The sequence below is a fragment of the Planctomycetia bacterium genome (genome assembly GCA_021413845.1).
Classification (GTDB): Bacteria; Planctomycetota; Planctomycetia; order Pirellulales; family PNKZ01; genus PNKZ01.
Map to the genome: position 1 here is coordinate 1 of JAIOPP010000004.1, position 20,574 is coordinate 20,574.

Annotated in this window: 13 protein-coding genes; 7 read left to right on the forward strand and 6 right to left on the reverse strand. The window is 60.4% G+C overall.

Going from position 1 to position 20,574, the window contains the following annotated elements:
- Together K8U03_00355 and K8U03_00360 are read left to right on the forward strand one after the other, a co-directional pair.
- On the forward strand, positions 1-275 hold a 275-nt coding region (locus K8U03_00355), incomplete at its 5' end, for a hypothetical protein (protein ID MCE9603335.1).
- A 97-nt stretch (positions 276-372) separates the two neighbouring features.
- Positions 373-1,911: a hypothetical protein gene (locus K8U03_00360; GenBank protein MCE9603336.1), complete on the forward strand. Its 1,539-nt coding sequence runs from the start codon at positions 373-375 to the stop codon at positions 1,909-1,911.
- A 208-nt stretch (positions 1,912-2,119) separates the two neighbouring features.
- Here K8U03_00360 and K8U03_00365 read toward each other — a convergent pair whose 3' ends face one another.
- Together K8U03_00365 and K8U03_00370 are read right to left on the reverse strand one after the other, a co-directional pair.
- Positions 2,120-3,397, reverse strand: a complete 1,278-nt coding sequence (locus tag K8U03_00365) for a DUF1501 domain-containing protein (GenBank protein ID MCE9603337.1) — start codon at positions 3,395-3,397, stop codon at positions 2,120-2,122.
- 44 nt (positions 3,398-3,441) lie between these two features.
- Positions 3,442-5,967, reverse strand: a complete 2,526-nt coding sequence (locus tag K8U03_00370) for a DUF1549 and DUF1553 domain-containing protein (protein ID MCE9603338.1) — start codon at positions 5,965-5,967, stop codon at positions 3,442-3,444.
- Positions 5,968-6,212: 245 nt separating this feature from the next.
- On the opposite strand from K8U03_00370, the gene K8U03_00375 reads away from it, so the two are divergent.
- Together K8U03_00375 and K8U03_00380 are read left to right on the forward strand one after the other, a co-directional pair.
- Positions 6,213-7,667 (forward strand): DUF1501 domain-containing protein, encoded by a 1,455-nt coding sequence (locus K8U03_00375; protein ID MCE9603339.1) that lies wholly within the window; start codon positions 6,213-6,215, stop codon positions 7,665-7,667.
- A gap of 35 nt (positions 7,668-7,702) precedes the next feature.
- Positions 7,703-9,037 carry a DUF1501 domain-containing protein gene (locus K8U03_00380; protein MCE9603340.1) on the forward strand — a complete coding sequence of 445 codons (1,335 nt, stop codon included), beginning with the start codon at positions 7,703-7,705 and terminating at the stop codon, positions 9,035-9,037.
- Positions 9,038-9,227: 190 nt separating this feature from the next.
- Here the strand turns inward: K8U03_00380 and K8U03_00385 are convergent, their stop codons facing one another.
- On the reverse strand, positions 9,228-12,389 hold the full coding sequence (locus K8U03_00385; protein MCE9603341.1) for a hypothetical protein: 3,162 nt from the start codon (positions 12,387-12,389) through the stop codon (positions 9,228-9,230).
- Positions 12,390-13,301: 912 nt separating this feature from the next.
- Here K8U03_00385 and K8U03_00390 point away from each other — a divergent pair.
- The gene (locus K8U03_00390; GenBank protein ID MCE9603342.1) at positions 13,302-14,303 is read left to right on the forward strand and encodes an LLM class flavin-dependent oxidoreductase; all 1,002 of its coding nucleotides are present in this window, start codon (positions 13,302-13,304) and stop codon (positions 14,301-14,303) included.
- 60 nt (positions 14,304-14,363) lie between these two features.
- Here K8U03_00390 and K8U03_00395 read toward each other — a convergent pair whose 3' ends face one another.
- The gene (locus K8U03_00395) at positions 14,364-14,654 is read right to left on the reverse strand and encodes a hypothetical protein (GenBank protein ID MCE9603343.1); all 291 of its coding nucleotides are present in this window, start codon (positions 14,652-14,654) and stop codon (positions 14,364-14,366) included.
- 121 nt (positions 14,655-14,775) lie between these two features.
- The gene (locus K8U03_00400; GenBank protein ID MCE9603344.1) at positions 14,776-15,195 is read right to left on the reverse strand and encodes a hypothetical protein; all 420 of its coding nucleotides are present in this window, start codon (positions 15,193-15,195) and stop codon (positions 14,776-14,778) included.
- A gap of 658 nt (positions 15,196-15,853) precedes the next feature.
- On the opposite strand from K8U03_00400, the gene K8U03_00405 reads away from it, so the two are divergent.
- Together K8U03_00405 and K8U03_00410 are read left to right on the forward strand one after the other, a co-directional pair.
- Positions 15,854-18,220, forward strand: a complete 2,367-nt coding sequence (locus K8U03_00405; GenBank protein ID MCE9603345.1) for a hypothetical protein — start codon at positions 15,854-15,856, stop codon at positions 18,218-18,220.
- A gap of 32 nt (positions 18,221-18,252) precedes the next feature.
- Positions 18,253-19,164, forward strand: a complete 912-nt coding sequence (locus K8U03_00410) for a twin-arginine translocation signal domain-containing protein (GenBank protein ID MCE9603346.1) — start codon at positions 18,253-18,255, stop codon at positions 19,162-19,164.
- A 62-nt stretch (positions 19,165-19,226) separates the two neighbouring features.
- On the opposite strand, the gene K8U03_00415 is transcribed toward K8U03_00410, so the two are convergent.
- A complete protein-coding gene (locus K8U03_00415; GenBank protein ID MCE9603347.1) occupies positions 19,227-20,528 on the reverse strand; it encodes a PQQ-like beta-propeller repeat protein in 1,302 nt (433 codons plus the stop codon).
- Positions 20,529-20,574 lie beyond the last annotated feature (46 nt).

Consider the following 20,574-nt stretch of genomic DNA (forward strand, 5'->3'; position numbering starts at 1 on the left):
TGCCCGGCGTTAATGCCGTGTTCGTCGGCCCGAACGATCTCACGACCAACATGGGGATTCCTAACGAGTACGATCACCCCGAACTCATCGCCATGCTTCAACGAATCATCGATGTAGCGAGCCGTTCCCATATCGCCGCAGGGTGTTGGTTCGGGAAACGGGAACAAGCCGAACGAACGATTAAACAGGGAGCCCGTTTGGTCGTCTATGCGAACGATGGCGCACTATTGGCCGAAGCCATGCAGCAGGCTTTCACGCAGCTTCGCAAGCGTTAGCGTGCAAACGACCCCCGGGGCTGCAGACCGATAACGGCAACTTGCCTTGCGATCGATTCGTGGGAAGAGCCTTCTTGAATTATTCGGAAGCTGGAATATGAAGCAGCATCAGGCAGTTCTATTCGCCCTCTCGCTGGCCGTCGCTTATTGCCCGGCGCCTCCGCTCGTCGCACAACAAGAAACCGTCTTCGACGTCGGCTCGCGGAGCCAATTGTTCGTCGATCAATACTTGGTTCAAGAGACGTCGCGGATCGCCTTCACGCCGCATGCGGCGCGCAAACATCCAGGCAATCCGATCCTAAAGGCCGATCAACTTTGGGAAGGTTGGTATGTCACCGCGTTTTGCGGCACCATCTTGTTCGATGAAGAAGAACGGCGGTTCAAGATGTGGTACGGCATCGCCGGCGATAAAGACTTCTTTCCCCATGGCGGCATCTGCTACGCCGTCAGCCCCGACGGTCTCAAGTGGGAGAAGCCGACCATCGGCACGGTTTCGTCGGCTAACGGTAGGCCGCATAACTGCGTCGCGCCATTCTTGCTCCCAAGCGTGTTCAAAGATGCGGCCGATTCCGAGCCGAACCGCCGGTACAAGATGATCTGTTTCGACGTCGACCGCGGCTACCTCGCATTCTTGTCTCCCGACGGACTCAAATGGACGGAGCAGAGTTCGAAGCCGATCGTGCCGATTTCCTACGTCGACGACGTCGTCTCGGCGTTTCGCGATCACCGCACCGGTCGCTTCATAGCCTTGCCGAAGATGATGTCGCCCGTGTTAGGGCGTTCGCGGCGCACGATCTATCTCAGCAGTAGTCTCGACTTCCGCGACTGGACGAAGCTCGAACCCGCCTTCGTCGCCGATCGCCGCGATGATCTCGGCTCGTTGCCCCGCATCGAGCGATCTCGGTCGCTACTGCATCATCCCGACAACCTGAACGTGGTGCGGTCCGAGTTTTACGGGGCCGGCGCGTATTCGGCCGAGAGCTGCGTCATCGGGTTTCCCTGGGTCTTCACGATCAACGCCAACACGCGAGGCAATCAGGAAGGTCCGATCGAACCGCAGCTAGCGGTGTCCCGCGATTTGCAGCATTGGCAGCGACCGTTTCGCACACCGATTCTTCCCTTCGGCAAGCCGGGTGAATGGGATAGCGGCATGATCCTGACCGCTTCCCAAGCGATCGACGTCGGCGATGAAGTTCGACTCTATTACGGCGGCACTAACTACACGCATGGGGCACCCGTCCTCTATGGTGACAAACCCGAAGAACGTGGCACGAAATATACAGGCGCGATCGGTTTGGCGACCTGGAGGCGGGATCGCTTCGTTTCGGCTGACGGACCGGTCGAAGGAGGCACGCTCACGACCGTCCCGATCCGTTTCAGCGGCAAGCGATTGGAACTCAACGGCGTGACGTATACCGACGGAGAAATCCGCGTCGAACTGCTCGACGCGGCGGGTAAGCCACTCGCCGGATTCGGACTTTCCGAACCGATCACGGGAGACCATCTTCGGCACGAAGTTCGATTCCCCGGCGGCGTGCAGGTCTCGTCGCTGGCGGGGCGGGCAATCAGCCTCCGCTTCCATTTGCGATCCGCCGAGTTATACGCATTCGCGTTTCGTGACCCGCCGCAGAAATGATATTTCTCAAGTCCTCACCGCTTGATTATTTGCTGCCGTTCGGTGCTGACACTACGTCTGCATTGGGCCGCCGGTGGGGCGACGTCGCGAGCGAAAGGGGATCGTCGACATCGAGCTCGCTGAAACGCCGGTCCGATGGATGTCAGATTGACCGAGCGCCGCTGGGACTTGCGATCCCCTAGGCGACGCCCAAGCGTTGTGTACGGATTTACGCGAACACGCCGTCGATCACAGTTCCTTCGGGAACGAGGATGACCGGTCTGCCCGTGCGCGTGTGGTATTCCTTGCGGTGGTTTATCCCGAGCGCATGGTAGATGGTGGCCGTCAGGTCGTCCGGCTTGATGTTCGTGCCGTCGCTTGGGCCGTGTCCCTGCTTATCCGTTGCGCCGACTAGATTCGCTGTTCGCACTCCGGCGCCGGCCATAAGCGCCCAATTCGCACGAGGCCAATGATCGCGACCGGCGTTTTTATTGATCGTGGGCGTGCGCCCGAACTCTCCCATCACGACCACAAGCGTCCGTTCGAGCAGCCCTTTCTGTTCGAGTGCGTGCATCAAGCCGGAAAGTCCGTTGTCGAGCGGCGGGCAAAGGTCGTTACGCATTGCCTTGAAGATCGCGAGGTGGGAGTCCCAGCGCGGCAAGACGACGGTCACGAAGCGCACGCCATGCTCGACGAGGCGCGATGCTAAGAGCATGCTTTGGCTGCCGTCGTCGGAGCCGAAGAGCTTGACGATATTCGGCGATTCTTTCGAAATATCGAATGCTTTCTGCGCGCGTTGGGCAACGATCATCTCCTGTGCCTGCCGGCCGAAACGATCGAGCCCTTCGAGCAGGGCGCTGTTCGAGTCGACTTCCCGAAACGTCCGATCGAGATCGGCCAAAAGCGCTTCGCGCTGTTGAATTTTTTCGATCTTCAAACCTGCGGGCAGCGTGAGGCCGCGCACCTCGAACGGCTTACCGGCCTTCGGCACCGCCGTGGTCTTGAAGGCCGCATGAGCGACGCCGAGGTAGCCCGGGTTCATATCCGTCGTCGGTACGGCGACGAAACTCGGCAGGTCGGGGGCACTCGGCTTTTCCAAGCCTGCGATACAACCCATCGCCGGATGCACGAGGGCCGGCGTCGGCCGATTGCCGGTATAGACGTATTCGCAGGCCTTCGGATGGTCGCCGGTCGAGTGGCTGATCCCGCGAATCAAAGTAAACCGGTCGAGAATCTTGGCGACCTTCGGCAGCAGTTCGCATACCGGTACGCTCGACATCGCGCTGGAGATCGGCTTCAGCTCCCCTCGCTCTTCGCTGGGATCGTCGGGCTTCATATCGAGCGTGTCGAGATGCGAAGCACCTCCTTGCAGCATGACGAAGATCACGCTGTCGGCTTTCGGCTTCAACTCGCCGGCGGCGGCGAAACGGAGATAGTCGGTGAGCGATAAGCCCGTCGTGCCGAGTATTCCGAGCCGGAGCAGTTCGCGTCGCGTCGGTGAGTGCATGGTTTACCTCGTCTCTTTCGGCGGCGCTCGGGTACCGCAACTGCTTAATGGTTCGTGATGAATTCTTGCGTGTTGAGCAGTGCCCACAACACGTCGTTCAGCCCTTCGAGCGGAGTCGCCGCGGCGCGAATATGCGCGAGCGCGCGGGTCCGTTCATGGGTTCGCGGTTCGCGATTCAGGGTCCGCAGATAGGCTTCGCGTATGAGTACCTCCGGCGGCCTGGTAGCCGATGGGGCTGCGGTCGCGGCGGGCGCTTTCGCGAGGCTTTTAAGCCAGCCGTCGTTCCGGTTCAGAGCGGTTAGCGTGTCGGCGTCGTTGCGGAGGAAAATCGACTGCAAGAGCGACGGCTCGGCCTCGCGCTCGCAGTCGCAGTTGACGAGCCGTAGCGGCTTGCCGAATACGGCCAGCGAGTATTCCGTGCGGGACAGGTCGGCCGTCGGTTGCATGCCGATCCGGCGATTGCGGACGTCGCTGCCCACCGCGTCTAAGCGTTTCTGATCACCCGTCGCTTGTAGTAATGCGTCGACCGCGACCTCGGCGGGCAACCGCCGCACGAGGAAATGGCTGAAGTTTCGCTCGTCTTCTCGGTTGGTGGCGTTCGTTTCACGCGAAAGTTGATAGGTGCGGCTGCCGGCGATCGTCCGATGGAGCCGTTTCATGTCGAAGCCGCTCGCGATGAAGTCGCGCGCGAGCTCGTCGAGCAATTCCTTGTTGCTCGGCGGATTGGCGAGGTTCAGGTCATCGGGCGGGTCCACGATTCCGCGACCGAAATACATCGCCCAGACTCGATTGACCCAAGCGCGGGCGAAGTACGGATTGTTTTTGTCTCGCAGCCAAGTCATCAGGGGCACGCGCGGATCGTCCGTGGCTTCGCGATCGATTTTCCGGTTGCCGAGCACGGCGTCCTTAAGTTCAGGACCTCCGAGAATCTTCGGCGTGAGATGCGCGAACTCCTTCGGTTTGTTCGTCGGGCGGCCCGTGCCCGGCGCATCGGCCTGAGGCGCGATATAGACCTCGCCCCATGGTGCGCGCTCGCCGGCTTCGGACACCTTTTTGTATTTACCGCGGCGCTCGGCAGCCGTCGTCCCCTTCACGATGCCGAGTTCTTCGATGAGTTTCTTTTGCGCCGCTTCGTTCGCCGGTGAAATGCCCGAGCGGATTCGCTCGAAGCAACCGGTGAACTGTTGAAAGTCTTGCTGGGTCCACACGTCGAACGGATGTTTGTGGCACTGCGCGCAATCGAGACGGACGCCCAGGAAGCTGTAGGCGAATCCTAGCGCTTTTTCCTCGGGCATGCCGAGGTTAGCGCGATACCAGTACCAAGGCATCTGCGGCTCGGCCGTGAAATCCTGCGGTTCTTTCGTACGGACGTAGCCGCTCATGCGAAGCGAAAACTCTTCGTACGACTCGCCGGGGCGCCGGCTCACGGCGAGGACCAAGCCTTCGACGATCTGATCGTAGGGGACGTTTTCGCGAACTTTGCGCTCCATCCAGGCTTGCCATTGATCGCCTGCCACGCGGGCAAACTCCGTGGCGCCGAGTTGCAGCGGAGCATTAAGTCCCGTGATGTCGCAGAGCTTTCCGGCCCATAGCACCGCATATGCGGGCCGCTCGAGCAGTTCGTCGATTTTGCGAGCCCGCTTATCCGACGAATTATCTGCCGAGAACGAGCGTACTTCGTCGGGGACCGGCAGCGTGCCTGTGATGTCGAGGCTCACGCGGCGGAGGAAGGTCGCATCGTCGATGACTGGTGACGGGACGATGCCGAGCTTCCGGAGTTTGGCGACGACGAGCTCGTCGACGCGCGTCGGCGTCGGAACGCTGGGGTAGCGCTCGCCCGACTGCTCGCTTACCGGCAACGTAATGGCTACGGATACGACGTCGCGATCGTAGCAACAAATGATGCAGGTAGCGCCGCTTCCGGAAGCCTTGATCTCTCCGTTCGGCGTTACTTTAGCGACCACCTCATCGTTGGTGGAGAAGCGGGTGAGGCAGGTGACGTCTTCGACCGTGCCGTCGGACCAATGGGCGAGTGCTCTCAGCTTGGCCCTTTGATCGAGATTTTCGAAGTTCAGTTCGCGGGGCGTGACCTCAAGGCGAATGAGGTTGCTTGCCGCACGGCTATTTTGCGGCGCGCCGGCTTTGATCCAGGCGCGAAGAACTCGGTCTTCCCAGCCGCCGATTTCGAACCGCTTGCCGCCGCCATGGTCGTCGTCGCTGGTCGGCTTAAGGAGAATTTGACTCTTGCTCGGTTCCGCCGTGTTGACTCGGGCCGGATCCCCGGCCAGTAGGGCCTTGTGATCGAGATCGAAATCGTAGCCGAACATGGAGAGGCGAAAGCCGCCGCGCCCTTGAAACGAACCATGACAACTTCGACCGTTGCAGCCGAGTCGACCGAGAAGGGGAACGACATGCCGCTGGAAGTTCGGTGTTTCGGCATCGGACGCCGCCGCCGAGGCGAATCGCTCGCTCAGAGAACCTACCGGCGCACGCGGCTCGGCAGCGTCGAGCGTGGCAGTAAGGTATGGGCCGAACGATAGCGCAAACAGGAAAACCGACGAACGAATCATGTATATGAACCCATGAATCGGAGGAGGCGTGAAGGACGGATGCGGGGCTTCATTGTACCAAGCAACTGCATGGATGCCCTGTCGCCGTACTATATAGAATGTCCCCCTCGCCGCCGGCAACGGCGAAGATAAGAGGTCGATATCTGCCCAGACATTGATTGAGTCGAACTCATCACGTCGATATAGTCTGGGTACCTTCCTCGCACATGCCTGCCTTGTCTTTTTCCTTCCAGTTCGAGCGCCTCATGGTCCGCCGTGATCTTGCTCCCGCGCTATCGCATCCGACGCTTTCCCGTCGTGCCGTCGTTCAGGCCGGCGCGATCGGGCTCCTTGGTTTCGGCATGAACCACGTCGCGGCGTTGCAAGCCGAAGCCGCGCTGAAGACCTCGCCGAAGGCACGCAACTGCATCTTCTTGTTCCTCTCCGGCGGCCTATCGCAAATCGATAGCTTCGACATGAAGCCGGCCACGTCGGAAGTGATTCGGGGTCCGTTTATGCCGATCGCGACCGCCGTGCCGGGCCTCGAAATCTGCGAACATTTGCCGCTGCTCGCGGCGCGCAGTCGGCTGTGGTCGCTTTGCCGCTCGCTGACCCATCCGTCGAACGAACACTTCGACGGCACGACGCTGATGCTCACCGGCCGGTCGTCGTTTCCGGCCGGCACCGATCGGATGAAACCGAGTACGAACGATTCGCCCTCGATCGCTGCGGTCGCCAACGCTGTGCTGCCGGCACGCTCGAACCTCCCAGCGGCGATGATCTTGCCGGAACGATTGATCGAGCCTCGTTTCATGCGCGCGCCGCCGGGCCAAGGGGCCGGCATGATGGGAGCGACGCGCGAGCCGTGGTTCGTCGACGCGGCTCCTTTTCGGGGGGACTTGCTCGGCGCCTATCCCGGTTACGAGTTCACCGACCTCGACAAGCCGTTCGCGAAAAAAGACTATCCGTTTCAGGCCCCCAATCTCTCGCTCCCCGAGGGATTGGCGAGCGACCGATTTCGCGATCGTCTCGCACTATTGAAGACCCTCGTCGCGCAACGCGCCGTGCTCGAAGGAGCCGCCGAGAGTCTGGAGTTCGATCGTTTCCGCGCCGACGCCGTTTCGCTGCTGGCCGATAAGTCGACGCAGCGCGCCTTCGACGTACACGCCGCCGATCCGGCCGTGCAAGATCGCTACGGCCGCAATTCGTTCGGGAGGTCGTGTTTAATGGCCCGGCAGCTGGTCGAAGCCGGCGTCGGGCTCGTGCAAGTCAATCTCGGCAGCATGTCGACTTGGGACACGCACGGCAACGCCGCCGAACACTTGCGCGACAAGCTCTTCCCGCCGACCGATCGTGCGGTCGCCGCCTTGCTCGACGACTTGAACGAGCGCGGCCTGTTGGACTCGACGTTGGTCGTCATGGCGAGCGAGTTCGGGCGGACTCCGTACACGTCGAGCGGACCGTCGTATAAGTCGCCGGGACGCAACCACTGGGGCGGCGTGCAATCGATTTTGCTCGCCGGGGGCGGCATCCAAGGAGGGCGTGTCGTCGGTGCCTCCGACAAGCAAGGTGCCTATCCCGATCACACGCCGCAACGGCCGGAGAACTTCGCCGCGACGATCTATCAAGCGCTCGGCATCCCGCAAACCACGGCCTGGCACGATGGCTCCGGCCGGCCGCACTTCGTCTATCACGACGAACCGATCCCGGGCCTTTTTTAAGACGCGTACTATCCAAACACGGTTCAGGCGAAACGATGTTGAGCGTCGGCACTACTTCTTCGAGCGATCGACGAACGTTTCTTCGTGCCGGCGGCCTCGGAGTCGCGGGGCTCGGCGGGCTGTCGCTATCGGGGTTGCTTCGCCGTCAAGCCGAAGCAAAGAGTTCTGCACGATCGAAGTCGCTAATCTACATCGTGCTCAGCGGCGGGCCGAGCCACATCGATATGTACGACATGAAGCCCGGCGCACCGGCCGAGTTTCGCGGGCCGTTCAGCCCGGTCGCCACAAGCCTGCCGGGTTGCGAGATTTGCGAGTTCATGCCCCTGCAGGCGAAGCTGATGAATCGCATTGCGTTGGTGCGCGGCATTCGCTCCGTCGAGAACGACCATTTTCTCAGCGAGGTTTATACCGGCCTGCCGCGCACCGCCGGGGCGCGGCCTTCGTTCGGGTCGTTGATCAGTCGTTTGCTCCCCAACTCCGGCGCACTGCCGAGTTACGTCAACGTCAACGAAAAGCCTGGCACGAACGAGAACGATTACGAGTGGCCGCACTACGCCGGACCCGAACATGCGCCGTTTCGGCCGAGCCACGAGTCGCTCGCTGATCTGACGCCCGCCAAGTCGCTTGATCGTCTGCGCGACCGCCGCGAACTACTAACCGCATTCGACGCGCTGAAGCGCCAAGTCGATCAGGTGCAGTCGTATCGAGCACTCGATCGTTATCAAGCGAAGGCCTTTGAGATCGTTACTTCGGCGGCTGTGCGGGATGCGTTCGACCTCTCGAAGGAACCGCCGAAGGTCGTCGAGCGCTATGGTAAGGGGGGACAGTATACCCATCAAACCTATAAAGACTTGCGCTATCCGTGGGACGCGAAGCCGTTTATCCTGGCGCGGCGGTTGGTCGAGGCCGGCGTGCGCATCGTCACCGTCGCGGTCGGCAACTGGGATCATCACAGCGGTGCCAACTCCGACATTTTCGTCTCGCTTCGCACGGTGCTGCCGGCTCTCGATCGTTCGCTCTACGCGCTGTTCGAAGATCTCCGCGAGCGTGGGCTCGAGCAAGACGTCGGCGTAGTCGTGCTCGGCGAGTTCGGACGGACGCCGAAGATCACCTACCCCGGACCGGGCCGGGAGCATTGGGCCGAAGCGGGGTGCGCGCTCTTTTACGGCGGAAGTTGGAAGACCGGTCAAGTTCTCGGCGCGACCGATGCCCGAGCCGAGCGCTCGCTCGACGGCCGCATCGGATTCCAGAACGTCATGGCTTCCATCTACCGGTTGTTCGGCATCGACCCGACGACCGCCATCGCCGACTTCAACGGTCGCCCGCAATATCTGCTCGACCACAACTACCCGATCGCGGGGCTTATCTAGTTACCATCGAAGTAATCGCGTAAATTTTTTCGACGATGACACCGGCCGCTTCGGCGGCGAGGGTTCCGCGGCGTATTGTCGTCGAGATCACCGTGTACTCGACCCGGCTAGGCGGTCGGCCACCCCGCGGAGAACTCGCGTGCCTGTGCGAACCTAAAAGCGGCCCTCGAGCCGCGAGAATGCGTAAAAGCTATTCGACTGAAAACGATCGCACGATGTGTGTTTCGTTTCCCTGCCGATCTCTAATCGACACTGTCAGTCTCCCTCGCGGCAGCTTGCGCAATGGTTCTTTGAGCATCAATTCCCACACGCAGGCACTCGACTCCCGGAAAAGCGACGCGAGGTTTTCGCCCGGTTTCGTTCCGGCCAGTGGAAAGTCGGCGATGACTTGAAAGCTCTTAGCAGCTAGGCCGGTGCCGCAGTCGACTGCGCCGATCAGGATTCGGTCGCCTGCAGAGTTATTTCCAGGCTGCGGCCAGGCGATCGTCAGCGTCGGCCGCAGGTCATCAAGTCCCCAACCGAGCCCGGCGAGGTGTGGTTGCGCGACATCGTAGTCTAGATCGATGGGGCAGCCGAGATCGATCCAGCGTAGAATCGTTCGTCGATCCTCATCCGTGAGCGGCTTGACCTTTCCGCTTGCGACGGCCTCGGGAGGGGGCATGATGCTGCCCGTGAAGTCGATGTCGAGTCTGGCGCGATTCTTACCAATATCGACCGTCTCACCGTGATGCACCAAATCGCTTGAGCCAGGCTTGAACTCCGAGGGATGATCGTCGTTGGAGAACCCATCCAGTCGACGGCCGAAGATCTTCCAAACCAATAAGCTGCGCCGTGCTTGAAGCATACGCACGTAACGAGAAGCCTGCGGATAACCGAACGAATCATAGCCGACCGGCTTGTGGCCGAAGCGGGCCTTGTGATCCAAGGCCAAGCGGTAATACGTGCCGGGAAACTTTCCCTGATTCTCTTGCGCAATCTCCGTGTCGTCATCGTCCAACGCCAGACTTCCCGCGGGAGCTTCGCTGTTCTTGGTGTGGCAAGCGACGCAGCTCCGTTCGAAGATCGGCCGAATGTCGCGAAGATACTCCACCGAAAGTGGGCCGGAACGGTAGTGCAGCCCGGTCTCGTTTGCGCTATCCCAGCGCTGCTTCGACTCATCCTTGGTTTTGCTTGTGAGTAGCGGCGTCTGTTTCGCTAGATCGAATACTTCGTATTCATCGCGCGCGGCGAACGTATCTCGGAACTGCGTCGGCTTTTGGCTATGAGCATGGCAGCCGCCGCAATCGTGGCGAATTTCACCGGGCCGAAGCTGGTGCCACGTTTGCGCCATGTTGAGCAACAAGCCATCTTTGTCGAGCGTCTGAAACGTGAACGGCACGTCGGCAGGAATGCTCGCCAAGAAACTGGTATCGGGATTGCCGTCGGGATCGACCGGTTGTCCGTCGTCGGTCGTCTCGCCCGAAACACGCTGAGGGAACTTTCGCACCGGGATTTCGCCGAGAATGCGCAATCTTTCCATCGCATGACTATGAAACAGCCGGTTCGATTTATTGCCTCGATGGCGATCGGTCGTCGGTTCCATAGCCAGGATGCGGATCGCGTGGATGTCGGCGTTTTGGTACAGTCCGACGTCGCCTCCTTGATTGTGCCAATTGAGCGGCATGCCGTTGCCGTGGCTTGTGAACGGATCGAGCCCGCGCCAAGGATCTTTGCCGCCGACGAACTCGGCGGTGACCTTTCCCGACGGCACGGCGCCGTTGGGATACGACTCCCGTTTGTACATACTTGAGGAACCGACGAGGCCTAGGGGCGTTCCCGCTGGAAGCAACTTCGAGCGACTGCCGTCGTTTGCAATGGTCTTAAGGCGCTTGGGTTCCTTCGTACCGTAGATCCGCTCATACGGCACCACGGCCCGCGGCCAGCTTTCATTGTATCGCGGATCGTTTTTAATGAGCCGCATTCGGCCAGGTTCGTCGACGATTTGACCATCCTTGATCAGATAGATGCCGCCGTCGAGTTGCGGCAGGTGCTTATATTGATGGTTCGCCGGGCCCGGCGACCAGACCGTCAGCAAATGGTTATCGGGCGCGCCGGAAGGATGCGTGACCTTTCCGACGGCCGGCGACTTCTTGTCAGTGAGGATCGACGGATCGGCCGGCCCTTCGCCGTTAAGCGCAAACGGCGTGAGCGACACCGCCCCGATCGGCATAAACGGGATGCGATAATTTTTCCCCTTACCGTTGTCGAAGCGGCCGAACCTCCAGGGCGCATTGCGCGGATCGCGCATGTTCGCAGGACCGAAAGCGGCAGCCTCGCTCGGCGGTTGCAAGGGGAGCTTGATGTACGCGCCGAAGCCGCTGTTGTTCTGGTTGTAGTACTCTTCGATGACGATCGAACCGTCGCTCAACTGCGATTGAAAGTGAAAGCCGTTGGAGGCTCCGCCCGGATCGAACGCACTGACCAGCGGTCCCCAGTTCGTTCCGTCCGGATGAATCGTCCAGACACCCCACGAAATGCTGCTGCGGATCCCTTGGGATTCGAGCGTGCTGAAGATAATCCGGCCGTCGGTAAGAACCACCGGATGAAGCGCGCCGGCGATGTTCAGATGGCCGATCTTCTCGATATTGCGCGGGTAGGAATCGTTCGCGTCGACATCGCTGTCGGCATCATCCATCACGAAAAGTTGCAGGGCGACGGCAGGGTAGCCCTTCGAGGGACGAAACCCGTCGCGATTGCTGGTGAAGACGATTCGACCGCCCGGCAGCGGATACGGTCCCATGTTGAACACGCCGTAGTCGTAATGCGTCTTGCCTTGCGACGGCGTGCGGTAGTCGCTCGACCAGTCGGCAGCACCGGTATTGGGAGTGAATTGCTGATTGGTGAGGCGGACGATCTTCCGCGAAGAGAGATTGATCTTGAAGATGTCGGCCCCTTGCTTGGAAGGAGACCATTGGTTGCCGTTCTTTAGATCGTATAGATGTACGAAGTACACCGATTTGCCGTCGAACGAAACGACTGGATCGGTGATCGAGCCATCGCCCCCTGCAACGAGTAGTTCCTCGGTCCCGTCGGGATGCAGTAACATCAAGTCGGCACCTGGCTCCATCGTCACCGGTTGCGAGAAGTCGGTATAGAATCGCTTGTGGATCTCGTCACCTTCACGCCGTGCTCGCACGTAGACGATGTCGTAGTCGTAGCGGACGATTCGATCTTCGGCGATCGGCTGAGGAACGACGTCGATCGGATCGACGAACAATGGCTCGCGCTCTTGGGCGTGGACTCTCCCAACTGCCGCCAACACTGCCAGAAAGACTAAGCCCACCACTGAGTACGCCGCGCTTCGTCGCACCATGAATCGGTCTCCGCCTCAAGCCGATAGGAACGCCACGCATCGGCGCTGCATTCTAAGGTCGGCCGCCGCGACAAATCAACAAAAGGGTCGAACTCCGTTTCAAAACAAGGCGGCCACCGGCGAGGTTGAACTCGGGCTTTCACGCGATCGCAGTCCAGCATGTGCCGATTGCAATCATACTTATCTTCATCTCGTTCAATGCCATAGGAAGTAACTCCTTTTTGCGAAGGTTCTCCGTCGCGTCGTTCGCGGCGCCACCGCGCTGACGACGCCCCTGATCACCCGTCCGAACTAATCATTCCCACGGCCTCCGCCCACGTCCGACGCTGATCGTTGCACGTTTTTGCGGGAATCGGCCGCGCCGGTCGCCCTTGCTCTCGTCTCAGCAGATGTCTCGGCCGCCGACGAACCCACGAGCCGGGAGTGCTTAGAAGCTGGTCCACAACCGTTTGAGAGTGATGAGGATGAACTCCCCACCCCGTTCGCCCCATTCATGGAGAAGGCGTAGTTCTGTTAACTCCCATACAAGACGCGAGCGGTTCTTCTGACGTTGCAGCGGACAACGTCTTGAATTGCGGCGTCGGCCCGGGACGCGCAATTGCTTCCTCGGTGCGGAAGACGAGGCGATCGTGATAGAGTGTGCCGGGGTTCAAGCTCGCCGACTGCCGCGCCGACGATGTGGTCATGCTCAGATGCCGCCTTTAGCCAAGCCGTTCGTGCAGCACCTTTCGGTTCGGTCGCTTAGTGCCGGGTATTACCCTATGAGCATTGGTCGGAGGCGGGGACGTTCATCGGATCAGTCTTACATATTCCCTTTCGTCAGGCGAAATCCTAGACGCATGCCGCTGCGTATAATTCCCAGCGGCACGTCGTCCTCACTCACCATCCGATTGTTTTTCCGCCGGATTCGCAATGCCTCGACTTTCCATTCTCGATCTCGCATTTGTTCCCGACGGCTCGACACCGGCCGATGCGCTGCACCGCTCCTTGGATCTTGCGCAGCATGCCGAACGCTGGGGCTATCATCGTTTCTGGTTAGCCGAACATCACAACATGATCGGCATCGCCAGCGCTGCAACGGCCGTCGTCATCGGCTACGTCGCCGGCGGCACGAAGACGATCCGCGTCGGCTCGGGCGGGATCATGTTGCCGAACCACGCGCCGCTCGTCGTCGCCGAGCAGTTCGGTACGCTCGAGTCACTCTATCCCGGCCGGATCGATCTCGGGCTCGGGCGAGCGCCGGGGACCGATCAGCGAACCTTGCGCGCGCTGCGTCGTGGTCCTGAGAGCGCCGAGAACTTCCCGCAAGACGTGGCGGAACTGCGATCTTATTTCGAGCCGGCGGTCGAAGGCCAAGTCGTGCAAGCGGTGCCCGGCGCCGGTTTGAAGGTGCCGCTGTGGATGCTTGGCTCCAGCCTCTTCGGCGCGCAACTGGCCGCTCTGACGGGCCTGCCCTACGCTTTCGCGTCGCACTTCGCGCCGGCGGCACTCCTGCCAGCCGCCGACGTTTATCGTCGTGAATTTCAACCTTCGGCGCAATGCGCGAAGTCGTATTTTGCGGCAGGGATCAACGCGTTCGTCGCCGACACCGATGCCGAAGCGCAGCGGCTTTTCACCTCGGCCCAAAAACAGTTCACCAACCTCGTGCGCGGCACGCGCGGTCGCCTGCCGCCGCCGCTCGACGACATCGACGCGTATTGGACGCCGGTCGAAAAAGCGCAAGCCTCGGCGATGCTCACCTGCTCCTTCGTCGGCTCCCCCGAGACGGTCCGCGAGGCTCTGCGTCGCTTCCTCGAACGAACGGGCGTCGACGAGGTGATCGTCGCCTCGGCGATCTACGATCACGCGCACCGCCTGCGCTCGTATGAGTTACTTGCCGAAGCGTTTCCGGTGAACGCGCAGTTGAGTTACTGACAGGCCGTAGCGAGACGAGACTTCGCTATGGCGTTATCGCTCCGCCTTCGCGAAGAGCGGTTACTGCACTTCCTTGGCTACCTTTAGAATCTGCAGCACGGCAATTGCCTTGTCGAGTCCTCCGACGGAGTTGACGAATGCGGCCGCTTTACGGACGTCACCGACGCCGAAGCTGCCGTCTTGTTGCGGCTCGGCCTTGGCCTTTTTCTCCCGCTTCGGAGTTGCCGGTTGTTCCTCGCGCATCGAACTGCCCGTTGCTTCTTCGATCGACGAGTCTTCGGCCGGATCTTCAATGATTGCGATCCCCGCCGTCCCGCTCGACTTCCGTCCGTTCATGTTTCGCTTCGCCATTTCCTACTCCTTCGGTTTCGATCTACCTAAGACGGTTCTTCCATCAGCAAGTCGCTGCTTAGAGCGACATTGTACCGTTACTTTCGGCGAACTCCGTTATTTCCGCATCGGTTGCATGCCCTCAACGAAGCCAAGGTGATAAAAGCGCCCGCCGGCTGTAATCGTAGAATAAGTCCGTATCGCGACCCGCATCCCAAATTGCTGAGAACCGGACGCGATGTAGTCCGCAGAGCGTCAGCGCAAACCGCGTGGCTTCGCGAAGACCATCGTCGAACCTATCAGTCGACCGGGCTGATTCATCGCGGAGGGGTTGGGTCGGCGCCGCGCACACCTCGTCGGCTTCGACGATCAGGCCTTTGATTTCCTGCCGGATTCGATACCAATCCCCGTTGTGGAAGCCGGCCTTCGCCGGGATCTCAATCGACTGGTCTTCGTGTTCGGCCCGCACTCCCGCGTCGAAGGTCGAAAGCCAAGTGAAGCCGGTCTTCGGAAACCATGTTGCTCCACAACAGACGACCGGTAGACTGACGTCCGAGTTCATGTCGTCAACATTCCTGTCCCAGCACGTCAGCGAAAATCTCGACATGTGATACCGCAAATACGTGCTTTTGGTTCTGTGTTCGGTTGCCTTCCTCTCCGGAAAACTGCTTTTCGCTGATGACGCTAAAGACCGAGCAAAGGCGGACGAACTGAAAAGGTCCAGGGAAGCCGGCTCTTTTCTTTCGGAGAGCTAGGCAGTGAATCGATCGCAAACGAATGCAAGTCCTGGCCGGTCGAGGTGCAGGGTCACGAATGGAAAGCGACGCTCGATGGAGGCCGATACCGACGCAAGCTTGCAATCTCGATCTTCACAAACGCCTCGAATTGCTAACTGTTTGCAGACTTCGACCAACCAAACATTCGGCCGCGATCCACCGCCGAGAAAGTCGGCTTCGTCCGAAATCGGATTTGTCGACACTCTCATTGGCGACGATACTCAGGCCAAGTAACAAACTGCGTACGACACGTCGCTCGGCAACGACAATGATGGGCCGCGTTCCGGCAACCGCAATGGACGCCGCGAAAGCGTCGTCCGACACACCAACCAGGATCGACCCATGAGTCGCACAACGAGATCCGCTCACTTTGTTTGGAAATCCAATCCGCCGATTACTCGGCAGTCAAAGTTCCATGACGCGGCCGTCGCGTGCGAATCTAGAATGCGAATTCTTTTCAGCAAGGCGACTAGCTGGTTCGTTACGGTTGGACTGTGGTTATGGATGGCCGATGTCGCACTGACGGCTGAGACGCTCACCTGGAAGTCAGGGGCGGTGGGAGATTGGAACGATGCGACACATTGGAACGAAGGTAAGCCGCCACGCGACGGCGACAACTTGTTCATCAGCGGGGCCGGCTCCCGTGCTCTGCTGAATAAGAGTTCGCCGACCTTGGGTCACGTCGTCATTGACGAGTCGTTGATCGTAAGCGGCTGGGAAACGACTTTGCGAGCTGACTTCATCGAGGTGCGGCGCGGCGGAAGCATCTCTATGCCGGAGCCGTTTCAGAACAGAGACCACGCACATCGGATTCAACTCGAATGTTTGGGTCGGCTGATCGTGGCGGCGGGAGCAAAGATCAACGCCGATGCGCTTGGCTTCGCGGGGGGCGTCGGCACGGCGGCTGAGAACGACGCGAAGTCCGCGGGTTTCGGTCCGGGAGCCGGCGGCTTTCCAAAATTCTTCGGCGCAAGCGCCGGCGGGAGTTATGGAGGTCGCGGCGGCACTCCGTCGGCGATGAAAGTTTACGGCTCTCTCGATGAACCGACCCAATCAGGCAGCGGCGGCGGTGGGGGCAAGGGTAGCGGTGGCGCGGGAGGCGGTGCGATTCGTATCGCGGCCGGAGAAATGACCGTCGATGGTGTAATATCCGCGAATGGCGGCGACGTCACGACGCGAACTTGGAGCGGCGGCGGCTCGGGAGGGAGCGTGTGGCTGAAATGTCGTTCGATCTCCGGAAACGGGCGAATCGAAGCGAACGGCGGTTGGGGATCCGTGTACGCCGGCGGTGGTGGTGGCGGGCGCGTGGCGATCGAGGCGAAGAACGCCGGAATTGAATCACAAGTCACGTTCGTAGCGCTCGGCGGCGCGAATGGACGCTGCGGGTACGGCGTGGAGGAACCAGCCAACTTCGGAGAGCCTGGTACGTTGTGGTTCTCGGGGCCGGTTATTCCCGGACGTGTATCGCCGAATTCGGGCATCGTGGTTCACGGCGCGCAGTCGGGCGAAAGCAAAACGGTTCGATTGCAAACGGTTGCTTATTGGATGCCTTGGAAAACCAACTCGCCCATCGTCGACGTCACGAAGACGCTGTACCACGAGCACCCACGTCCCCGAGCGGCGGCGCGAACCGCGCGTGAGTACGTCGGTCCCAATCTTGAACTGTGTGAGATGCAGAGTCTCGAAGTGCTAGACGATGTGGGTGAGAGTATCCAGTCGCGTTGGTCGTCCGACAATGGTCGGACTTGGTCCGAACCGGTCGCTACGCAGGCGTCGAACAACGTCGAATATGCCGGAGTGAAAGTTTGGGAAGGGGGCTTGGCAACCAATTACGACCCCACGTCGAAGCGGCTGGTGCAGATCTGGCTACGACAAATTCAGCAGGGGCAACTGTATCACAACTTCTCGTACTCACGGACGTCGCGCGACCTCGGTCGAACGTGGTCGTCACCGACGCAAATGAGATACGAAGAAGGGCCGGATTTCGATCCGCGGAAGCCGCTCAACGAAGCTTTTCTCAATCACAACGAAGCCTATTACGGGAGCAACATTCTCATCCATTCGAGCGGCGTGCTCCTGCACTGCCTAGCCCACACGAACGCGGTGAACGACCCGAAGAACGATTCGCGTCCTTGGCGGATGGGCTCGCGCTTAATGATCGGTCGCTGGCAGGCGGATCGCCGAGAATACGCTTGGACTCCGGGCGCCGCCGTAGAAATCTCACCCGACCGATCGGCGCGGGGATTGATGGAGCCGGACGTGGCCGAGTTGAAAGATAACCGGATCTTGGTTGTCTGGCGCGGCTCGGATCGAGGCTGGGACGGTTCCAAGTCGAAAGAGCCGGGCAGGAAATGGTTCAGTCTGTCGACCGATGGCGGAATGACACTTAGCGCACCTAAGCCATGGCATTACGACGACGGTACGCCGTTCTATTCATCCTCGTCGTTTCACCGCTTCATCCGCCTCGGCTCGAACGGTAAATTGTATTGGCTCGGAAACATCAACGTCGGCGTTCCCAACGGCAACTCGCCGCGGTACCCGCTGCTGATTGCCGAGGTCGACGAGACCACCGTGACGCTGAAGAAGCAAACCATCAGCGTCGTCGACGACCGTGATCCGAATAAAAACAGCCTCGATTTCCAACTTTCGAACTTCTCGCTGTTCGAGAACCGTGAAACATACGAACTGGAACTGTTCCTCACCGCCTACGGCCAAGTCCCGGGACAAGCCGAGTGGGCCACCGCCGACTCATTCTGCTATCGCCTGAAGCTGAAGAGTACGGCGCAACCCGTAACCCTTCCTTGCGAATAGATGATCTGATCACATCCCGACATCGAGCTCCCATGAAACACCCAACGACATCTACGGATCGCCGTGATTTTCTGACCCGCGCCGGAGTGGGACTCACGGCTGCCGCGACGAGCCTCACGACCTTTGCACAGGACAAATCGCCGACCGAAGCCGCGGCCGGCGTTTCGATCACCGACTTTGAACGCTCCTGTCTGCGATTCCGTATCGACACGACGAAGAAACCTCCCAAGACCGTCTCGCGTAAGCTGCCGATGACGCTGAACAACGTCCGGTTCAGCCTCGATGCCCGCGTCGTGATCACGCACAAGGCCTCAGGTCGCGTGCATGACTATGTGTTGAGTTCGTCCTGCAAGAGCGAACAGGTTTGGGTGAAACGCGATGTCTGGCACCAACCCAATGCCGACATGTGCATGCTAGCCGGCAAGGATGAGTTCCTGGTGCAAAAACTCTGGGACAAAGCGGACAAGGGGATCATGTTGTACCCGGCTTCACTCGGCATGCAGCCCGAACGGCAAATCGGTGATCCGAAGGAGGCCTTCGACCGGTTTTCCATCAACCTCGTGCAGCGGTCCGGTCGCGTGTTGGGCGACGTGGATGCGATCCTTGCCGCGCTCGAGTCGGATGTACCGGTCGTGTCGCAAACGGAGTACGAATCAGCCGGCCATGAAGTGCTGCTGGAGTATCCCGTCCGCTGCGTAAACTTCAGCGAAAGAGAGCGTTACTATCAGGTCGATACGGGGCCGATCCTGGTGCCCGACTTCGAGCGTGAATACCAATCGATGCTGGAAGGTTGCCAACTAGCCTACATCGCGCACAACAGTCCCGAGTGGGCGGAGGCGATCGTCAGCGTGCCGACGCCGCTCACGGACGACATCAAAGTTCATCACTACTCGCAAAGCGTCCGCATCGAGGGAACCCGCAATCGGTTGATCGCAGTGACGTGAGTTGCTTGCATAACGAAACCGACGTAGCCCGATTGCTCGAGCGGCGCCGGAATGCTCCGGTACTACCTCATCTTGATGTCGTAGCAGAGAAGAGTTTCTTGGTCGCGGATGAAGAGCTTCCCGTCGACGATCACCGGATGCGGCCAGCTTTTTCCTTTGACCGAGGCCAGTTTGAACTGACTGACCAGTTCGTACTTCTCCGGATCGGCTTTAATCAGGGCCATTTCGCCGTCTTCATAGCGGAAGTAGAGGTGCCCGTCGGCATACAAGGCTGCGGCCGAACCGATTCCCGCACCGCGACTGCGCTCCCACTTCCGTTCGCCGGTCATCATCTCGATACACATCGGGAAACCGTTGTTGTGCCCGTGGCCGCAGTAGATGTATTTGCCGATGCGGATCATCCCGCCGTGGTGGTTCTCGAGCTCGCTCGCCTTGAGAAAGTAGACCTCATCTGCCTTGACGCCCGCGCCCTCTTTCGCGAGCTTCAAGAGCGCCGCGCCGGTCCCGTAGCCCGACGAGCAGAAGACGTGGTCGCCATCGACGATCGGGGTCGGAATGTTCGCCGTGCCGTTGGCGACCCGGTTGTAGGTCCAGAGGACCCGTCCGTCGTCGGCCGCCACGCTGATCAAGCCCCGGCCGGTTAGTTGTACGTATTGCTTCACTCCCGCGCCGTTGCTGATGACGATCGAGGAGTAGCCCGCGCCGTCTTTGCCTTTGTCCCCGCCCCAATCGCTCGGCGCCGCCGACTTCCAGACGAGCGTGCCGGTCTTCTTATCGAGCGCCGCGATCTGAGCATCCGGAGCGCCGGGCGTGCAGATCAGTCGATCGCCGTCGACCAGCGGCGACTCGCTGTAGCCCCAGCCCGACATCATCTTCCCGCCGAAATCGGCGGCGAGGCTCTTCTTCCATACAAGCGCGCCGGTCGCCGCATCGCAACAGATCAAGTCACCGTCGCGACCGAGGGCGAAGACGAGGTTTCCGTCAACCGTCGGTGTGCAGTTCGGATTGCCGCCGCCGACGTCGGTCTGCCAAAGCGGCTTGCCGTCGGCCTCGGATACCGCGATCAGCTTCGCGGCATTGCCGACTTGGCCGAGCGTGAAGATGCGTCCACCCGAAACCGCAAGGCTCGCCATTCCCTTCCCTAGGTTCTCGACTTGCCAGAGGAGCGGCGGCCCCTCTTCCGGCCACTTGGCGAGCAGGCCGGTCGCGCTCGACACGCCGTCCCGATTCGGACCGCGCCACTGCGGCCAGCTCTGCGCTGAGACCGAGCCGGCAGCGACGTTCGTCGCGGAGTCGGCAGCCCAAACTTGCAGGCTGAGCAGGAGCGAGGCGACCGACGTGACGACGAAGAGGGTGGCGCGCATGGCACGGAACTCCTGAGTAAGAGTGGGGCGTGAGTCGAACGGCAAC